The 15,891-nt window shown below is 64.2% G+C and carries 17 protein-coding genes and 1 riboswitch; of the genes, 11 read left to right on the forward strand and 6 right to left on the reverse strand.

What is annotated here, in order from left to right:
• Positions 1 to 129 precede the first annotated feature (129 nt).
• Together AC0L2J_RS16950 and AC0L2J_RS16955 are read right to left on the reverse strand one after the other, a co-directional pair.
• Positions 130 to 405: a hypothetical protein gene (locus AC0L2J_RS16950; RefSeq protein WP_473392262.1), complete on the reverse strand. Its 276-nt coding sequence runs from the start codon at positions 403 to 405 to the stop codon at positions 130 to 132.
• Between the two features lie 5 nt (positions 406 to 410).
• Positions 411 to 1,193, reverse strand: a complete 783-nt coding sequence (locus AC0L2J_RS16955) for a DUF899 domain-containing protein (RefSeq protein ID WP_473392266.1) — start codon at positions 1,191 to 1,193, stop codon at positions 411 to 413.
• A gap of 147 nt (positions 1,194 to 1,340) precedes the next feature.
• Between AC0L2J_RS16955 and AC0L2J_RS16960 the strand changes: the two genes are divergently transcribed.
• Positions 1,341 to 2,573, forward strand: coding sequence for a hypothetical protein (locus AC0L2J_RS16960; protein WP_007613639.1), 1,233 nt, complete (start codon positions 1,341 to 1,343; stop codon positions 2,571 to 2,573).
• Positions 2,574 to 2,603: 30 nt separating this feature from the next.
• Positions 2,604 to 3,242, forward strand: coding sequence for a Vgb family protein (locus AC0L2J_RS16965; RefSeq protein WP_063995200.1), 639 nt, complete (start codon positions 2,604 to 2,606; stop codon positions 3,240 to 3,242).
• Between the two features lie 36 nt (positions 3,243 to 3,278).
• Here the strand turns inward: AC0L2J_RS16965 and AC0L2J_RS16970 are convergent, their stop codons facing one another.
• Positions 3,279 to 3,776: a hypothetical protein gene (locus AC0L2J_RS16970; RefSeq protein WP_156527025.1), complete on the reverse strand. Its 498-nt coding sequence runs from the start codon at positions 3,774 to 3,776 to the stop codon at positions 3,279 to 3,281.
• Positions 3,763 to 4,146: a hypothetical protein gene (locus AC0L2J_RS16975; RefSeq protein WP_063995198.1), complete on the reverse strand. Its 384-nt coding sequence runs from the start codon at positions 4,144 to 4,146 to the stop codon at positions 3,763 to 3,765. The genes AC0L2J_RS16970 and AC0L2J_RS16975 overlap by 14 nt, the downstream gene beginning before the upstream one ends.
• Before the next feature lie 239 nt (positions 4,147 to 4,385).
• Here AC0L2J_RS16975 and AC0L2J_RS16980 point away from each other — a divergent pair, with 239 nt between their 5' ends.
• The 6 genes from AC0L2J_RS16980 (at position 4,386) to AC0L2J_RS17005 (ending at position 12,181) form a co-directional block, all read left to right on the forward strand.
• On the forward strand, positions 4,386 to 5,954 hold the full coding sequence (locus AC0L2J_RS16980; protein WP_063995197.1) for a DUF4403 family protein: 1,569 nt from the start codon (positions 4,386 to 4,388) through the stop codon (positions 5,952 to 5,954).
• 119 nt (positions 5,955 to 6,073) lie between these two features.
• Positions 6,074 to 7,198: an ABC transporter ATP-binding protein gene (locus AC0L2J_RS16985; RefSeq protein ID WP_063995196.1), complete on the forward strand. Its 1,125-nt coding sequence runs from the start codon at positions 6,074 to 6,076 to the stop codon at positions 7,196 to 7,198.
• An 86-nt stretch (positions 7,199 to 7,284) separates the two neighbouring features.
• Positions 7,285 to 8,334 carry an ABC transporter substrate-binding protein gene (locus AC0L2J_RS16990; protein ID WP_473250406.1) on the forward strand — a complete coding sequence of 350 codons (1,050 nt, stop codon included), beginning with the start codon at positions 7,285 to 7,287 and terminating at the stop codon, positions 8,332 to 8,334.
• A gap of 307 nt (positions 8,335 to 8,641) precedes the next feature.
• A complete protein-coding gene (locus AC0L2J_RS16995; protein WP_063995194.1) occupies positions 8,642 to 9,904 on the forward strand; it encodes an ABC transporter permease in 1,263 nt (420 codons plus the stop codon).
• The gene (locus AC0L2J_RS17000) at positions 9,901 to 10,731 is read left to right on the forward strand and encodes an ABC transporter permease (RefSeq protein ID WP_007613647.1); all 831 of its coding nucleotides are present in this window, start codon (positions 9,901 to 9,903) and stop codon (positions 10,729 to 10,731) included. The genes AC0L2J_RS16995 and AC0L2J_RS17000 overlap by 4 nt, the downstream gene beginning before the upstream one ends.
• A gap of 235 nt (positions 10,732 to 10,966) precedes the next feature.
• On the forward strand, positions 10,967 to 12,181 hold the full coding sequence (locus AC0L2J_RS17005; RefSeq protein WP_473392278.1) for an ABC transporter substrate-binding protein: 1,215 nt from the start codon (positions 10,967 to 10,969) through the stop codon (positions 12,179 to 12,181).
• Positions 12,182 to 12,391: 210 nt separating this feature from the next.
• On the opposite strand, the gene AC0L2J_RS17010 is transcribed toward AC0L2J_RS17005, so the two are convergent.
• Together AC0L2J_RS17010 and AC0L2J_RS17015 are read right to left on the reverse strand one after the other, a co-directional pair.
• Positions 12,392 to 12,937, reverse strand: coding sequence for a PRC-barrel domain-containing protein (locus tag AC0L2J_RS17010; RefSeq protein ID WP_473250404.1), 546 nt, complete (start codon positions 12,935 to 12,937; stop codon positions 12,392 to 12,394).
• Between the two features lie 299 nt (positions 12,938 to 13,236).
• On the reverse strand, positions 13,237 to 13,467 hold the full coding sequence (locus AC0L2J_RS17015) for a hypothetical protein (RefSeq protein WP_063995191.1): 231 nt from the start codon (positions 13,465 to 13,467) through the stop codon (positions 13,237 to 13,239).
• A 242-nt stretch (positions 13,468 to 13,709) separates the two neighbouring features.
• On the opposite strand from AC0L2J_RS17015, the gene AC0L2J_RS17020 reads away from it, so the two are divergent.
• From AC0L2J_RS17020 to thiS, 3 genes are all read left to right on the forward strand, one after another.
• On the forward strand, positions 13,710 to 14,258 hold the full coding sequence (locus AC0L2J_RS17020; protein ID WP_473392284.1) for a transglycosylase SLT domain-containing protein: 549 nt from the start codon (positions 13,710 to 13,712) through the stop codon (positions 14,256 to 14,258).
• 200 nt (positions 14,259 to 14,458) lie between these two features.
• Positions 14,459 to 14,587, forward strand: a riboswitch (TPP riboswitch).
• Entirely contained in the window at positions 14,575 to 15,585 is a 1,011-nt protein-coding gene (locus AC0L2J_RS17025; protein WP_473392288.1) for an FAD-dependent oxidoreductase, read from the forward strand. (Overlaps the previous riboswitch by 13 nt.)
• A complete protein-coding gene (gene thiS, locus AC0L2J_RS17030; protein WP_473392290.1) occupies positions 15,576 to 15,773 on the forward strand; it encodes a sulfur carrier protein ThiS in 198 nt (65 codons plus the stop codon). The genes AC0L2J_RS17025 and thiS overlap by 10 nt, the downstream gene beginning before the upstream one ends.
• Positions 15,774 to 15,891 lie beyond the last annotated feature (118 nt).

A 15,891-nucleotide genomic window follows, 5' to 3' on the forward strand; every position in this document is an offset into this window, starting at 1 on the left:
AAAACCTTGGGGTCACCGCTCTCCAGGCAATGCAAAACTCTCCCGGCGGGAGCAAAACATTCTCAAGCTCTGAGGAGACCGCGGAGCGGTCGTCTCGAAGGACGAGGCGTTCATGGGGGCGGAAGCTTCTCACCACCCGCGCGCGCCCCACCGCTCCGCAATTAACCTCAGCCATGCTGCCGAATGAAACGCACTCATCAAGAGATGCATCGGCACCATCCCGCCCAGCATCGCTCCATGCCCGGCGGCACACAGCATGTCCGCCGGGCCATCAAGCATGGCCGTCAGCACGGCCATGATCGCGAAGGTCGGCGTCGCCGCTAGCCCCAACCATCTGGCGAGGTGGCGCGCTGCCACCACGCCGTTGCGGCTCGCGCCGGCAGTTGCGTTGACGGGACTAGTCACGTCCTTCAGCCGCCCGCCTCGCGTAGCGCCTTCTCTCCGGCGGTCGACACCTCGACCCATTTCTTGTCGGGCGCCGCACCTTCGGTATAGCTGTCGTGCCAGTTCCACCATTTGTAGGTCGGCGTCTGCGGATAGCCCTTCGGTGAATCCTCCCAGACCTCCTGCCGTCCCAGCGGCGTGATGTCGAGATAATTCCAGGTACCGCCCATCTGCTCGTCGCCCCGGCTCTTGACGAAGTAGGTGCGGAAGATGCGCGTCCCGTCGCGGTAAAACACATTCGTCCCGTGCCATTCGTCGACGCCGTAATCCGCATCGAAACTGTCGGTGACGGTGACCCATGGCATGGTCCAGCCCATCCGCTGCTTCAGCCTGCTGATATCGGCCTGAGGTGCGCGCGAGGCGAACACCAGCGTGGTGTCGCGGGCGTTCAGATGCGCGACATGGGCGACCTGGTCGGCCACCATGGAGCAGCCGCGGCAGGCGTGATCCGGCCAGCCGAACACGCCCGGCTCGAAGAAGGCGCGATAGACGATCAGCTGCCGCCGGCCCTGGAACAGGTCGTGCAGACTGACCTTGCCGCCGGGCCCCTCGAACGCATAGGTTTTGGTGACTTCCATCCACGGCATGCGCCGGCGCTCGGCGGCCAGGGCGTCGCGGGCACGGGTATGCGCCTTTTCCTTCACGAGCAGTTGCTGACGGGCGGCCTCCCAGTCCTGCGGCGACACCACCGGTGGTGTTTGCATGGCGGCCTGTCCGTTATTTCCTGCGTTGTCAGCTGATGTCATCATGGCTCTCCAACTTTTCCCGGGCGGCCGTTCCGTATCTCGCTATGCAAGATGCGGAACCGCTCGCCCCTCGCCGCACATTGTCGGCCGTCAACGATCTCTCGCACCGGACGGTTGCGTGGTGGGAGTAACAAGTGTGGCGGGATTTGAATGGAGTCGCTGATCACGGCCGCGGCGCGCGCGCTCCAAGCCGGCGATCCGCTCGGCGCGCTGAACCGCGTTGCGCTGCGCAACGATGCGCCTTCGCTGGCGCTGCGCGGCATCGCGATGGCGCAGCTCGGCGATCTCGCGAAGGCGAAGACGTTGCTGCGCAGCGCCGCACGCGCCTTCGGCCCGAGAGAGGCGGTCGCGCGCGCCAGATGTGTGGTGGCGGAGGCCGAGATCGCGCTCGTCTCGCGCGACCTGAACTGGCCGGCGAAGACGCTCGCGGCGGCGCGGGCGACGCTCGCAAGCCACGGTGACCTCGCCAACGCCGCCCATGCGGGTCACATCGAGGCGCGCCGACTTCTCCTTCTCGGACGCCTCGACGAGGCCGAGCGCACGCTGGCCGAGATCAAGTCCACTCCGCTGCCCCCGGCTGCGCAGGTCGCCCGCGAGCTCGTGATTGCCGGCATTGCCATCAGGCGGCTCAGAACGAAAGCCGCGCGCGCGGCGCTCGGGCGCGCGGCGAGCGCAGCACGGCAGGCCGGCATTCCAGCGCTTGCAGCCGAGGTCGAAGGCACGAGCCGCGTGCTCGACACGCCCGCAGCGCGCCTGGTCACGCGCGGGCACGAACGGCCGTTACTGCTCGAAGAGGTCGAGGACCTCGCGACATCGGAGGCGCTCGTGGTGGACACGTTCCATCATACGGTTCGCAGGCGAGGCATCCTCGTGCCGCTTGGAAGGCGGCCGGTGCTGTTCGCGCTCGCCCGCATGCTGGCGCAGGCCTGGCCCTCGGACGTCTCGCGGGAGGCGTTGATCACAGGAGCGTTTCAGGCAAGGCACGTCGATGAATCGCATCGCGCCCGGCTGCGTGTTGAAATCGGGCGGCTCCGCACCAAGCTCAAGCCTCTCGCCGATGTCAGCGCGACCAGGCAAGGTTTTGCGCTGACGCCGCGCAAGACACCGCGCAAGACGCCGCAGGTTCTGGTGCTGGCACGACCCGTCGAGGAAAAGCACGCCAATGTGCTCGCCTTCCTCTCCGATGGCGAGCCCTGGTCGAGCTCGGCGCTCGCGCTGGCGCTGGGAACGAGCGCGCGCACCGTGCAGCGGGCCCTCGAAGAACTGGCGCGATCGAACAAGGTGCAGTCCTTCGGACACGGACGGGCGCGGCGCTGGATGACGCCGCCCGTGCCGGGTTTCCCGACAGGCTTGTTACTCCCCGGACCGCTCCTGAAGACGTAAGGTGGAATTCACCCCACAGGGACCGAGCAGATGAAACGTTCAGCCGCCGAGATCGTCAGGGAATACGGGCCCTTTGCGGGGGTCGAAGCCGTGCACGGCGTCACCTATGACGGCAGCCATATGTGGTTCGCGTCCGGCGACAGATTGAACGCGGTCGATCCGGCCGATGGCAAGATCACCCGCTCCATCGATGTCGCCGCGCATGCGGGAACGGCGTTCGACGGGCGCCACCTGTTCCAGATCGCCGAGGACCGCATCCAGAAGATCGACGCGGCGACCGGCAAGGTGCTCGCCACCATCCCGGCACCCGGCGGCGGTGGCGATTCCGGATTGGCCTGGGCCGAGGGCTCGCTCTGGGTCGGGCAGTATCGGGAGCGCAAGATCCATCAGGTCGATCCCCAGACGGGAAAAATTCTCCGCACCATCGAAAGCAAGCGCTTCGTCACCGGCGTGACCTGGATCGACGGCGAGCTCTGGCACGGCACCTGGGAAGGCGAGGACAGCGACATCAGGCGGATCGACCCCGAGACGGGCAAGGTGCTGGAGCAGCTCGACCTGCCCGCCGGGACGATGGTGTCAGGATTGGAGTCCGACGGCAGCGACCGTTTCTTCTGCGGTGGCGGAGATCGCGGCAATGTGAGAGCGGTGCGCCGTCCCCAGCGTGACTAGCAAAGCAAATACGCGGCGATGGCGCGATACGATCGCTTAGCGAGGAACAAAATTGATCTGCCAATCGAAATAATTCTCGTCGTCCGAGGTGAAATCAATCGTCACCCTTGATACGTTCCTGATCCCGGCAATGCAAAGATCCGGCGGATTTGAGGAAGACAAATCATCCGTCGGATTGAAGGTTTGTTCGACAGACTCGACCTTGCTCGTCCCGTCGAGCATCAGCTTTGTGATTTTGCCGCGGTAGCTGTGGGATTTTCCATCGAGAGCGGGACGCCCATAATGGTTGAATACGAAGCAATATCCCTGCTGCGAAGGCAACTCGATTTCGCCATTCCCTGACACCGCGCGAAATCGCTTCTTTTCAAGGTTATCGGCATGTCTTATTGCCGTTGCGTTGAAAAACAAGCTTCCGTACGCAGTATCGCGGTGCATATCTCGATAACTATCGTACGATGCTCCTAGCGGGGCGGCCGAAAGAGATTCGCATCCGAAGCCGAGGAACAGAATCGCGGACAATTTAGCCAGACGCATCGGGATTCCTTTGCGGGATTGCAAAAAACAAAGTGAGGAGGCTGTAGAAAATGAGCAGGCCTGGCGCCACAATTTCTATATTTGCACCAATCCCGAGTGGCACGTCTTTGAACCGCGGAGTATCGATGTTCATTGCCCAAACGAGAAAGCCGCAGAGCAGAATGAACTGAACGAACGCGTTTCTCACATTGTAGAACTTCCAGTAGATCGCAACGTTGAAAATCGAGAGCCCAACCAGGACACACAGCATCAGCTTGGTGCCCTCGGCGGGCAGCACACCATTTGCCTTCAACAAAGACTGGAATGCGAGATACGCCCCCGTGACCTCCGCGGGAAAGTACATCCGAAGATTTTCGAGCCTCTTGTCCATTCTGCCCCCCGATCGATTTCGTATATTGAATTGCTTTTTTGATATTTTCAACCAAGACGCGTCCCGAATCTGCTTCCAGTATGCTTGGCTGCATCTCGGTCTTTGGCGGCGGGCGTACCATCACCCTCCTCCCAAAGCCAACTCGGACCGTCCCTCGTCCCAATTCCACCCCATCGGTACGCTCTAGCGCCTCTCTCGCCCGCCCTGTAAAATCCCTCCCGGGGCGGCCTGGGGGATTGATGCGACTGACGCTGAACTTGAAAACTGTCCTGATCGCCGTCGCGGTGCTCGCGGCGTCGTTTTTCATCAGCCTGAAGGCGATGGACTGGCTGTCGCCGCGTGCGACGAATTCCGCACCGCCGGTGGCGCAACTGCCGCCGCTGCCGCCGGTCGCGAAGAGCTCGATCGTGGTGGCGCCGGTCGCGATCGCGCTGTCGGCGATCCGCGAGCAGGCCGAGAAGGCCGCCCCGCGCAATTTCGCCGGCAAGGCCGAGAACCCGATTTCGCAAATCCTGGAGAACGCCGACATCGGCTGGTCGGCCGTACGCGGGCCGATGGCGACTGCCGGCGACAAGGACGTGCTGACAATCTCGACGCCGCTCACGGGCAAGCTGAACGTGACGGGCTCGCTGTCGTCGAAAGCCACCGGTGCGCTCGGCGAGGCGCTCGGTAGCGTGCTCGGCGGCAATGCTGCGAAACAGATCGGCGCGGTCAACATCAAGAACCTGAACGCCAGCGCCGAGATCAAGGGCAACGTCGTCGTCACCTCGCGGCCGAAGCTCGCGGCCAGCTGGCATCTCGAGCCCAATCTCGGCGCCCAGGTCAATCTTGGCGACACCAACCTCAACATCTCGGGCGCCAAGGTCAACGTGCCGGCGCAGGTGAAGCCGCTGATCGACAAGACCGTCGGCGAACAAATCAACGCCGTCTCCGAACGCATGCGCAACGATCCGACCTTGCGGGAGAACGCGAAGCTGCAATGGGCAAAGGCCTGCCGCTCGATCCCGTTGCAAGGCTCGGGCTCCTCGGCCGCGCTGCCGCCACTCTGGCTGGAGATGAAGCCGATCCGCGCCATCGCGGCGCAGCCGCGCGTCGACGCTCAGGCCGTGACCCTGCTGCTGGGCCTGGAAGCGGAGACGCGCGTCACCTCGACGCCGACCAAGCCCGACTGCCCGTTCCCCGACAAGATCTCGATCGTGCCGCCGACCGGCACCGGCGTGAACATCGGCGTACCGATCGACGTCCCCTTCACCGAGATCAACAAGCTGATCGCGGCGCAGATGGTCGGCCACACCTATCCCGAGGACGGCTCCGGTCCCGTGGACGTCACCGTCAAGAGCGTCAACGTGATCCCGTCGGGCGAACGCCTCCTGATCTCGCTGCTGGTGCGCGCCAAGGAGAAGAAGAGCTGGCTCGGTCTCGGCGCCGAAGCGACCGTGCACATCTGGGGCCGGCCGATGCTCGACCAGGCGCAGCAGACGCTGCGGCTCGCCGATATCCAGCTCGCGGTGGAGTCCGAGGCGGCCTTCGGCCTGCTGGGTGCCGCGGCGCGCGCGGTGGTGCCGCAGATGCAGCAGGCGCTGGTGCAGAAAGCGACGGTCGATCTGAAGCCGATTGCCGCCAACGCACGCGAGAAGATCGCCGCCGCGATCGCCGACTACCAGAAGAACGAGGACGGCATCAAGGTCGAGGCGAAGATCGACAGCCTGACTCTCGCTGATATCGCCTTCGATTCCAAGACACTGCGTGTGATCGCGGAAGCCGGCGGCTCGCTGAATGTGTCCGTGACGAAATTGTCCGGGATGTAGCGCGCCCTTCCTCGACGGCTCCGTGCGCTCAGTCACTTGCGCCGCTGGCAATCTGGACGGAGGATGCTAAGCTGTTCCTCGCACCCCCGGGGACGAGGTGCTGACAACGCGAGGACGACATGGAAGCCGGCATGGTCACGCCTGCGCCGGCACTGGTGCGCTTTTCCGGCATTCAGAAGACCTACGATGGCGAGCACCTCGTGGTGAAGAACCTCGATCTCGACATCAGGAAGGGCGAGTTCGTCACGCTGCTTGGTCCGTCGGGCTCGGGCAAGACGACCACGCTGATGATGCTGGCCGGCTTCGAGGTTCCGACCCATGGCGAGATCTACCTGGCGGACCGGCCCATCAAGAACGTACCGCCACACAAGCGCGATATCGGCATGGTGTTCCAGAACTATGCCTTGTTTCCGCACTTGACGATTGCGGAGAATATCGCCTTCCCGCTGTCCGTCCGCAACACGAACAAGGCCGAAGCGCAGGAGCGCGTGGGAGCGGCGTTGCGCATGATCAAGATGGAAGCCCTGGCGCACCGGCGGCCCGGGCAGCTGTCCGGCGGTCAGCAGCAGCGCGTGGCCCTGGCCCGCGCGCTCGTTTTCAATCCGCAACTCGTGCTGATGGACGAGCCCCTGGGCGCCCTGGACAAGCGCCTGCGGGAGCAGATGCAGCTGGAGATCAAGCAATTGCACGAGACGATGGGCATCACCGTCGTCTACGTCACCCACGATCAAAGTGAAGCGCTCACCATGTCGGACCGCATCGCCGTATTCAACGACGGCATCGTGCAGCAGATCGACAGGCCCGACGCGCTGTATGAGCATCCGGTGAACAGCTTCGTCGCCCATTTCATCGGCGAGAACAATGTGCTGTCCGGCACCGTCGAGACGCTCGAAAAACAATATTGCCGCGTTGCGCTGGCGGGCGGCGGCGCCGTGACCGCACGAGCGGTCAACGTATCAGGCGCGGGCGCATCGACCTCGCTGTCGGTGCGGCCGGAGCGGATCGCCATTATCCCGGACGGCACCTCCGGCGACGAACCGAACCGACTGCCGGCCAAGGTGCAGAACACCATTTATCTCGGCGACCACGCGTTGGCCGTGCTCGACGTCGCCGACAACAGGGAGTTCATGGTCAAGCTTCAGCCGGGGACGCATGACAGTCTGAGAGCTGGCAGCCTTACACCTGGCGATGACGTGTTCATCACCTTCCGCCCGGAGGACTGCCTGGCCCTCGATCCCGTCTGATCCAGTCATGCAGCATCGCTCCAACGCGGGCGGACCTGCACCAACCAAGCTCAACGCAAGTCACTTGAAGAAGAAGGACAAAGACCATGCTGAAGCGCAAGATTGTTCTGGGTTTCGCCGCGGCACTCACCGCCAGCGCGGCGCTGGCCACGGTCGCGCAGGCGCGTGACCTCACCGTCGTGTCGTGGGGCGGCGCCTATCAGGATGCCCAGAAGAAGGTCTATTTCGAGCCGTTCAAGAAAGCGGCCGGTGTGCCCATGAACGACGAATCTTGGGACGGCGGCGTCGGCGTGCTGCGCGCCAAGGTGCAGGGTGGTGCCGCCACCTGGGACGTGGTCCAGGTCGAAAGCGACGAGCTCGCAGTCGGCTGCGAGGAAGGCCTGTTCGAGAAGCTCGACTATTCGAAGATCGGCGGCGAGGCAGCCTATATCCCACCGTCAGTCAACGCTTGCGGCGTTGGCGCCATCCTCTACGATTTCGTTCTCGGCTACGACAAGGACAAGCTGAAGGAGGCCCCAAAGGGCTGGGCCGACTTCTTCGATACCAAGAAGATCCCGGGCAAGCGCGCCCTTCGTCAGGGGCCGAAGACCACGCTGGAGATCGCCCTCATGGCCGACGGCGTCGCGCCAAAGGACGTCTACAAGGTGCTGGCGACCGACGAAGGCATCGAGCGCGCATTCAAGAAGCTGGACACCATCAAGGGCGACATCGTCTGGTGGAAGGCCGGCGCTCAGCCGCCGCAATTGCTCGCCTCGGGCGAGGTGGCGATGACCTCGGTCTACAATGGCCGCATCGACACAGCGAACAAGAACGAGAAGAAGAATTTCGGCATGGTCTGGGACGGAGCGCTCTTCACCCTCGACAGCTGGGTGATCCTGAAAGGCAGCCCGAACAAGGACGCGGCCTACAAGTTCCTGGACTTCGTCGGCAAAGCGGAGAACCAATCGAAATTGTCGGAGAACATTGCTTATGGCACCTCGAACAAGAACGCAGCCGCCCTGCTCGCGCCTGCTGTTCTGAAGGACCTGCCGACAGCGCCCGATAACATCAAGAATGCGGTCGAGATCAACGTTGCCTTCTGGCTCGAGAACATCGACCGCCTGACCGAGCGCTTCAACAAATGGGCAGCGAAGTAGCGCACGGCCGAACCGGCGTGCGGAGCGCTTTGGCAGCAGTTTCGTCGCGGCCATCCTTCGAGACGCCCGCCTTAGGCGGGCTCCTCAGGATGAGGAGGGAGCGTGCGGCGGCGATTTCACGACAGGCACCAATGTCGATGAGCCTCATCCTGAGGAGACCGCCACCGGGTCCGCGCAAAGCGCGGCCCGATGACAGGCTCCGCGGTCGTCTCGAAGGACGAGGCGCGCGCTCAGACCGCTCCAAAACACCATCTGGGATGGCCCTGACTGAAATGGCGAGGGATGCCCGGTCAAAGAGGCTCATCCCATGACAGCCTCGCTCCTGACCGGCGCCGATGCCCGGACCGAAGTGCCGCTCAAGCGCCGTTTGAAGCAGGCGGAGCGCGCGCGCCAGCTCAAGGCATTGGCACTCATTCTGCCGCTTCTCGCCTTTCTGCTCTTCACCTTCGCGGGCCCGATCGCCGGAATGCTGTGGCGCGCGGTCGATGACCGGGAGGTGCGTCAGGTTCTGCCTCAAACCGTGGCTGCTCTCGCCGACTGGGACGGCAAGGACCTGCCGGACGAGAAGGCTTACGCTGCGCTGGCAAGCGACGTCCTGGCGGCGCGCGCCTCCGGCGCCATTGCGATTGCGGCCAAGCGGCTGAACTACGCGCTGAACGGTTTTCGTACCATCCTGACCAGCACGGCACGCAATCTGAAGGCAGCGCCCGAGCCCGGCACGGCCAGGGAGACACTGGGCAAGATCAATCCGGCCTGGCGCGAACGCGCCACCTGGACCACGATCAAGGACGCCAGCGGCCCCGTGACCGGCTTCTACCTTTTGTCGGCGCTCGACCTGACGCGGAACGTGGACGGAACGATCGTCGCAGCCCCGCCGGATCAGGCCATCTACCGCGACGTTTTCGTCCGCACCTTCCTCATCAGCCTCAGTGTCACGGCGCTGTGCCTGATCCTGGGCTTTCCAGTCGCCTATTTACTGGCGGCGCTGCCGCCCGGCCGGTCGAATCTGCTGATGATCTTCGTCCTGCTGCCTTTCTGGACGTCGCTTCTGGTCCGCACCTGCGCCTGGATCGTTCTGTTGCAGGGCAAAGGCGTCGTGAACGACAGCCTGCTCTGGCTTGGAATCATCGATGCGCCGTTGCGCCTGATCTACAACCGCTTCGGTGTCTGTGTGGCCATGACCCACGTTCTCCTGCCGTTCATGATCCTGCCGCTGTACAGCAGCATGAAGGCGATCTCGCCTGCTTACATGCGTGCCGCCGCCTCGCTCGGTGCGCCACCCCTCACCGCCTTCCTGCGCATCTACCTGCCTCAGACGCTGCCCGGCATCGGCGCGGGAAGCCTGCTCGTCTTCATCCTGGCGCTCGGCTACTACATCACGCCGGCACTGGTCGGTGGCGCCGCCGATCAAATGATCAGCTACTTCATCGCGCTCTACACGACCGAGACCGCCAATTGGGGCCTTGCGTCGGCACTAGGTGCGGTGCTGCTGCTCGCCACCATTCTGCTCGCGCTCATCTACGGAAAGCTGGTGCAGGGACAGCAGGTGACGGGAGGGATGAAGAATTGAGCGACAATTCCTCCCTCCGCACGCCGAGCCAGCGCATCGCGTGGACCGCGACGATCATTGTCTCCACGCTGGTGTTCATCTTCCTGATCGCACCGATCCTTGCGATCATGCCGCTGTCCTTCAGCTCGGGCTCGTACCTCACCTATCCGCTGCCGGGCCTCTCGCTGCGCTGGTACGACGACTTCATCAATTCGCCGCGCTGGATGAATTCGCTGAAGAACAGCATGATCATCGGTGTGGCCTCGACCCTGCTGTCGATGGTGCTCGGCACGCTGGCCGCGCTGGGGCTGGCGCAGTGGAAGAGCCGGTTCAAGCCGCTCGTGCTGGCCTTCGTGCTGTCGCCGGTCGTCGTGCCCGGCGTCATCACCGCGGTCGGCCTGTATTTCTTCTTCGCGCCGATCGGACTGACCGGCAGCTATCTCGGCTTGATCCTGGCTCACACCGCTCTGGCGACGCCCTTCGTGGTGATCACGGTCGGCGCGACGCTGCAGAGCTTCGACACCAATCTGGCACGCGCCGCCGCCTCACTCGGCGCCTCGCCGCTTGATGCCTTCCGCCGTGTGATCCTGCCGCTGATCCTGCCCGGCGTGGCGTCGGGGGCGCTGTTCGCCTTCGCGACCAGCTTCGACGAAGTGGTGATCGTGCTGTTCATGGCAGGTCCGGAACAGCGAACCCTGCCGCGCGAGATGTTCAGCGGCATCCGCGAGAACATCAGCCCGACCATCACGGCAGCGGCGGTGATCCTGACGACCGTCTCGGTCATCCTGCTCGCCACCCTGGAAGGCTTGCGCCGACGCAACGAACGGCTCAAGGGCAGCAGCGCGTGAGCTGTCCCATCGTCATTCCGGGCGCGCGTAGCGCGAGCCCGGAATCCATCGTGCCGCAGCGACGGTGGATGAATGGATTCCGGGTTCGCGCCTGAGGGCGCGCCCCGGAATGACGGAAACACCCCTGCTTATTTCTCAACCCCCTCAGGCATCGCGGGCTTTGCTGCCGCGTCGGTTTGTCGCTAGAACGTGCCCGCAACAAACCCGAACAACAACACAAAGGGAGAAAAACAAAATGCAAAAACTCATCGCCGCGATCGCGGCCGGTCTCGCTCTCGCCGCCACCTCAGGCGCCGCGCAGGCGCAGATTTCCGACGATGTCGTCAAGATCGGCGTGCTCACGGACATGTCGAGCCTCTATGCGGACGCGACCGGCAAGGGCTCGCTCGCCGCCGTCGAGATGGCGGTCGCCGATTACGGCGCCAAGGTCGCGGGCAAGCCTGTCGCAGTGGTCTCCGCCGATCACCAGAACAAGCCCGACGTCGGCGTCAACATCGCGCGCAACTGGTACGACAACGACAAGGTCGACGCGATCTTCGACGTGCCAACCTCGTCGGTGGCGCTGCCGATCTCGGCGCTGACGCGCGAGAAGAACAAGATCCACATCAATTCCGGCGGCGGATCATCCGATATCACGGGCGTCGCCTGCTCGCCCAACACGGTGCACTGGACCTACGACACCTATGCGCTGTCGAACGTCGCCGGCAAGGCGATGGTCAAGCGCGGCGAGGACTCCTGGTTCTTCGTCACCGCCGACTACGCCTTCGGCATGGCGCTGCAGCGCGACGCAGCCAACGTCGTCAAGGAGAGCGGCGGCAAGGTTCTCGGCGAGGTCCGACACCCGCTCAACTCGTCGGACTTCTCCTCCTTCCTGCTCCAGGCCCAGGCCTCCAAGGCCAAGGTGGTCGCGCTGGCCAATGCCGGCGGCGACACCACCAACGCGCTGAAACAGGCGGCCGAGTTCGGCCTGACACAGGGCGGCCAGAAGATGATCGCCTTGCTCATGGAAATCACCGACGTTCATTCGCTCGGCATCAAGTCGACGCAAGGCCTGATCATCACCGACGCGTTCTACTGGGACACCAACGAGGAGACGCGCGCGTTCTCCAGGCGCTTCAACGAGAAGGTCGGCCACATGCCGACCATGATCCAGGCGGGGCTCTATTCGGCGACCATGCATTATCTGAAGGCGATCGACGCCATCAAGTCCGACGAGGCACCGAAGGTGATGGAGCAGATGCGCAAAACGCCGGTCAACGACTTCTTCGCCAAGAACGGCAAGATCCGCATCGACGGCCGCATGGTCCACGACATGTATCTGTTCGAGGTCAAGAAGCCCGAGGATTCCAAGGGCGAGTGGGACCTCTACAAGCTGATCGCCACCGTGCCCGGCGACGAGGCCTTCCGTCCGCTCGACAAGGGCGGCTGCCCGCTGGTGAAGGGAAACTAGGGATAGATAACGGGCCGGCATCAATTCCTCATCCTGAGGAGCGCGTCTTCGCGCGTCTCGAAGGATGAAGGCCCGGCCGGTGGCCTCGCCCTTCGAGACGCGCGCAAAGGCGCGCTCCTCAGGGTGAGGGTCAACAGCTAGCATGATAAAAAAACACGACAACGCGCCCGGCAAAAACCGGGCGCGCTTCGTTAGACGTTAAGAGCCGCGTTACTCCGAGTACTTGAACTCGGGCATGTTCTTCAGCTCGTCCTTGCTCGCATTGAACACGGCGTGGTCCGGATACCATTTCGACGAGGACGACGCGGTCGTCGTGGTCGCGGGCTTGTTGTCGGTGCCGGTTGCGGCACCCGTCGTGGTGGTCGCTGCGGGCCGGTTGGCTGCGCTGTTCGGGTTGTTGCCGGCAGCGCCGGTGTAGGCAACCGCCTCGTTGACGAACTTCAGCTTCTCATAGGGCACGGCAACCAGATGCTCGCCCAGGCCGAGGAAGCCGCCGACGCCGATCACGGCGATCTTGATGTTGCCGCTCTTGTCCATCAGCAGATCGTTGATCGAGCCGATGTTCTCGTTGGCGTCGTTATAGACCTTGATGCCGTCCATCTTGGACGTACGCCACTGTCCCGACGCGGTCGTGGTCGTCGTCGAGGCGGCGGCAGCCGGCGCCTTGTCGGTGGTGGCGGTCGGATTTTGCGCGAACGCAACGGTTGCGAGCAGTGCGGTACCGGCGAGACCGGCCGCGAGCGATTTCATCAACATATTGTCCTCTCCTTCAGCAGAAAACTCGTGCGGAGAAAACAGTTCGGATCAGTCCCAGTTCCGCGCGTGCTGCAATTTCGTCGCGTGCTGCGCGAGTATCGGAGCCGCGTGCGATTGTTCCTAAGTCACCCAGGAACATTTTGCAGCGCACGATTCCCCTCGACGATCACGCGGCGCGCGATTGCGATCGCCCATGGCGGCGAGATCCGGAAAAGTGTGCAGCGGTTTTCGCTCGCGACAAACGAGGAACGCGTTTGCGCGGAGATCATGCCCCAAAGATCATGCCCGAAGGATAAACCTCAGGCCGCGAGCGGCGGGTGCTCGAGGGCAGCCTCGTCGAAGATCGCAATCGCCTCGAAGCGATAATTGCAGGCGTGGCACGTCCAGAGATACGAGACGCGCCCTTCGCCCGGCTCGATCCAGTCGGGCGTCGGGATCAGCGTGCCGCATTGGGCACAGGGGTTGTTTCTGGGCAAATCGTGTTCTGACATGTCGCCGCTGTGGGCATTGACCATGGTTGATTTTGTCATGGCACCTCTCCCGATTCGCTGGCCGTGACATACTCGCTTTCGTGCGCCCATGCGAATAGACAGGCCTGCTGTCGCGAGTTGCCGCCTGAAGGAACTCCTGCGCCAGCATTGAGTCGTCACTGCGGCTCGGCGCCGCGAAAAATTAACGGCGGCGTTTGGTCACATCATCGCCGCGTTCGGGGGGCCTAAACGGCAGCCGGGCGCAGGCCTTCAATCAGTCTCAGGGACCTCCGGGATATCTGATGAAAATTTTACATGTTGCCGCGCTGCTCGCGGCCGGACTGACGTTGCCGCAGGCCGCTTTCGCGGGCCAAGCGGAGTACGCCGAGATGGTCGCGGCCCATGCGCGCGCCAACGGTGTGCCGGAGGCGCTGGTGCATCGCGTGATCATGCGCGAGAGCCGCTATCAGCCCGGCCTGGTCGGCCATGGCGGCACCATCGGGCTGATGCAGATCAAGCTCGCGACGGCCCGCGGGGTCGGCTACACCGGCGACGCCGCCGGCCTGCGCGATCCCAACACCAACCTCACCTATGCCGTGAAATATCTCGCCGGCGCCTATCGCGCCGCCAATGGCGATCACACCCGGGCCGTTCGTTATTTCGCCGGCGGCTATTACTACGCCGCAAAACGGCAGCGGCAGGAGGCCGTGCAAGTCGCCAATATGGGCGAGGCCAATATGGGCGCCCCTTGGCTCGAGCCGAACGGCAATCCGCAGCCGATGTTCGGCGCTGTGCCGCACCGGAAGCTCGCCCAGCGCGTTCGCAACGCCCGGGCGCAGGCACCGAGATAGCTCTCTCCGTGTCCCGGACGCGCTGCAGCGTGCAACGCTGCTGCGCAGAGCCGGGACCCACTTACTCCCACAGCAATGGGCCCCGGCTCAGCAGCGCACCACGTCGCCAAGAAGGCGACGCACTGCGCTGCGTCCGGGGCACGAGAGCGGTGGGTTCCCGCCAAGCGCGTTGACCACCCAGTCCTGCTGGCCTACATTAGGGCCGTTCCGAGGGGTGCTCCGAGGAGGAGCTGAGATACCGCTAAATGGGCAAATCCGCCCAGGACCGCGGTGACCCTTTGAACCTGATCCGGGTCATGCCGGCGAAGGGACAGGGATGTTGCAGACGACCAAGCGACCGGATTCCCCGGTATCCATCATCGGCGCGGGCATTGCTGGCGCCTGGCAGGCCTTGCTGTTCGCGCAGGCCGGCCATGCCGTCACCCTGCACGAGCGCGGTGACGCCGACATGACCGATGCCACCAGCCATTGGGCCGGCGGCATGCTCGCGCCCTATTGCGAGGCGGAAGTTTCCGAACCGATCATCTCCAGGCTCGGCCTGCGCTCGCTCGACATCTGGCGGCGCGAGCTGCCCGACACGCCCTTCAACGGTTCGCTGGTGGTCGCCCACCCGCGCGAGCGCAACGATTTCGAGCGCTTTGCCCGGATGACCGCGGGCCACCGCCGGCTCGATGCGGCGGCGCTGGCCGAGCTCGAGCCGTCGCTCGAAGGCCGCTTCCGCGACGCGCTGTTCTTCCCGACCGAGGGCCATGTCGAGCCGCGCCGCGTGCTGCCGAAACTGCACGAGCGCATCCGCGCCGCCGGCGGCACCATCAAATTCGAAAGCGACGTCGCCGCCACAGACCTGGACGGCATCGTGATCGACTGCCGCGGCCTTGCTGCGCGCGACGAGCAGCCTGGCTTGCGCGGCGTCAAGGGCGAGATGATCCTGATCGAGACCGCCGAGGTGCAGCTCGCGCGCCCGGTGCGGCTGATCCATCCGCGCTGGCCGCTCTACGTGATCCCGCGCGAGGACAATCTGTTCATGCTGGGCGCGACCTCGATCGAGGCCGAGGACACCGGCGTCAGCGTGCGCTCCGCGCTGGAGCTGCTGGGCGCGGCCTATGCCGTGCATCCCGCCTTCGGCGAGGCCCGTATCGTCGAATTCGGCTCCGGCCTGCGCCCCGCTTTCCCCGACAATCTGCCGCGCATCGGCATCCACGGCAACACGATCAGCGTGAACGGCCTCTACCGCCACGGCTTCCTGATCGCGCCGGCGCTGGCCGAGCTGACGCTTGGCTTTGTCGAGCGCGGCCAGATCGACAATGAGGTGATGCAATGCGCGTGATGGTGAACGGCGAGCAGCGCGAAATCAATTCCGCCAGCGTCGACGCGCTGCTCGCCGAGCTCGACTACGAAGGCACCCATTTCGCCATTGCGCTCAACTACGACGTCGTGCCGAAGAGCCGCTGGGCCGAAACCGCGCTGAAGGCCGGCGACGAGATCGAGATCATCACGCCGCGGCAGGGAGGGTGATGTGAACGACGCTGTCGCCTTTCTTCACCTCGCCCCGCTTGCGGGGAGAGGTGGCAAAAAGAGCGAGCGCGCAATTAGGGTGTGGGGGGCGAGACGCCCGGGCGACACCCCCCACCAA

The sequence above is a fragment of the Bradyrhizobium sp. MV1.5 genome, assembly GCF_055807615.1.

Excerpts from the sequence above, each read along its gene's own strand:
- AC0L2J_RS16995 (WP_063995194.1), top strand. The coding sequence starts at position 8,642 with ATGACAGCCTCGCTCCTGACCGGCGCCGATGCCCGGACCGAAGTGCCG.
- thiS (WP_473392290.1), top strand. The coding sequence starts at position 15,576 with ATGCGCGTGATGGTGAACGGCGAGCAGCGCGAAATCAATTCCGCCAGC.
- AC0L2J_RS16955 (WP_473392266.1), bottom strand. The coding sequence starts at position 1,193 with ATGATGACATCAGCTGACAACGCAGGAAATAACGGACAGGCCGCCATG.
- AC0L2J_RS16980 (WP_063995197.1), top strand. The coding sequence starts at position 4,386 with ATGCGACTGACGCTGAACTTGAAAACTGTCCTGATCGCCGTCGCGGTG.
- AC0L2J_RS16985 (WP_063995196.1), top strand. The coding sequence starts at position 6,074 with ATGGAAGCCGGCATGGTCACGCCTGCGCCGGCACTGGTGCGCTTTTCC.
- AC0L2J_RS16965 (WP_063995200.1), top strand. The coding sequence starts at position 2,604 with ATGAAACGTTCAGCCGCCGAGATCGTCAGGGAATACGGGCCCTTTGCG.
- AC0L2J_RS17025 (WP_473392288.1), top strand. The coding sequence starts at position 14,575 with ATGTTGCAGACGACCAAGCGACCGGATTCCCCGGTATCCATCATCGGC.
- AC0L2J_RS16990 (WP_473250406.1), top strand. The coding sequence starts at position 7,285 with ATGCTGAAGCGCAAGATTGTTCTGGGTTTCGCCGCGGCACTCACCGCC.
- AC0L2J_RS17020 (WP_473392284.1), top strand. The coding sequence starts at position 13,710 with ATGAAAATTTTACATGTTGCCGCGCTGCTCGCGGCCGGACTGACGTTG.
- AC0L2J_RS17010 (WP_473250404.1), bottom strand. The coding sequence starts at position 12,937 with ATGTTGATGAAATCGCTCGCGGCCGGTCTCGCCGGTACCGCACTGCTC.
- AC0L2J_RS16975 (WP_063995198.1), bottom strand. The coding sequence starts at position 4,146 with ATGGACAAGAGGCTCGAAAATCTTCGGATGTACTTTCCCGCGGAGGTC.
- AC0L2J_RS17015 (WP_063995191.1), bottom strand. The coding sequence starts at position 13,467 with ATGACAAAATCAACCATGGTCAATGCCCACAGCGGCGACATGTCAGAA.
- AC0L2J_RS17005 (WP_473392278.1), top strand. The coding sequence starts at position 10,967 with ATGCAAAAACTCATCGCCGCGATCGCGGCCGGTCTCGCTCTCGCCGCC.
- AC0L2J_RS16960 (WP_007613639.1), top strand. The coding sequence starts at position 1,341 with ATGGAGTCGCTGATCACGGCCGCGGCGCGCGCGCTCCAAGCCGGCGAT.
- AC0L2J_RS16970 (WP_156527025.1), bottom strand. The coding sequence starts at position 3,776 with ATGCGTCTGGCTAAATTGTCCGCGATTCTGTTCCTCGGCTTCGGATGC.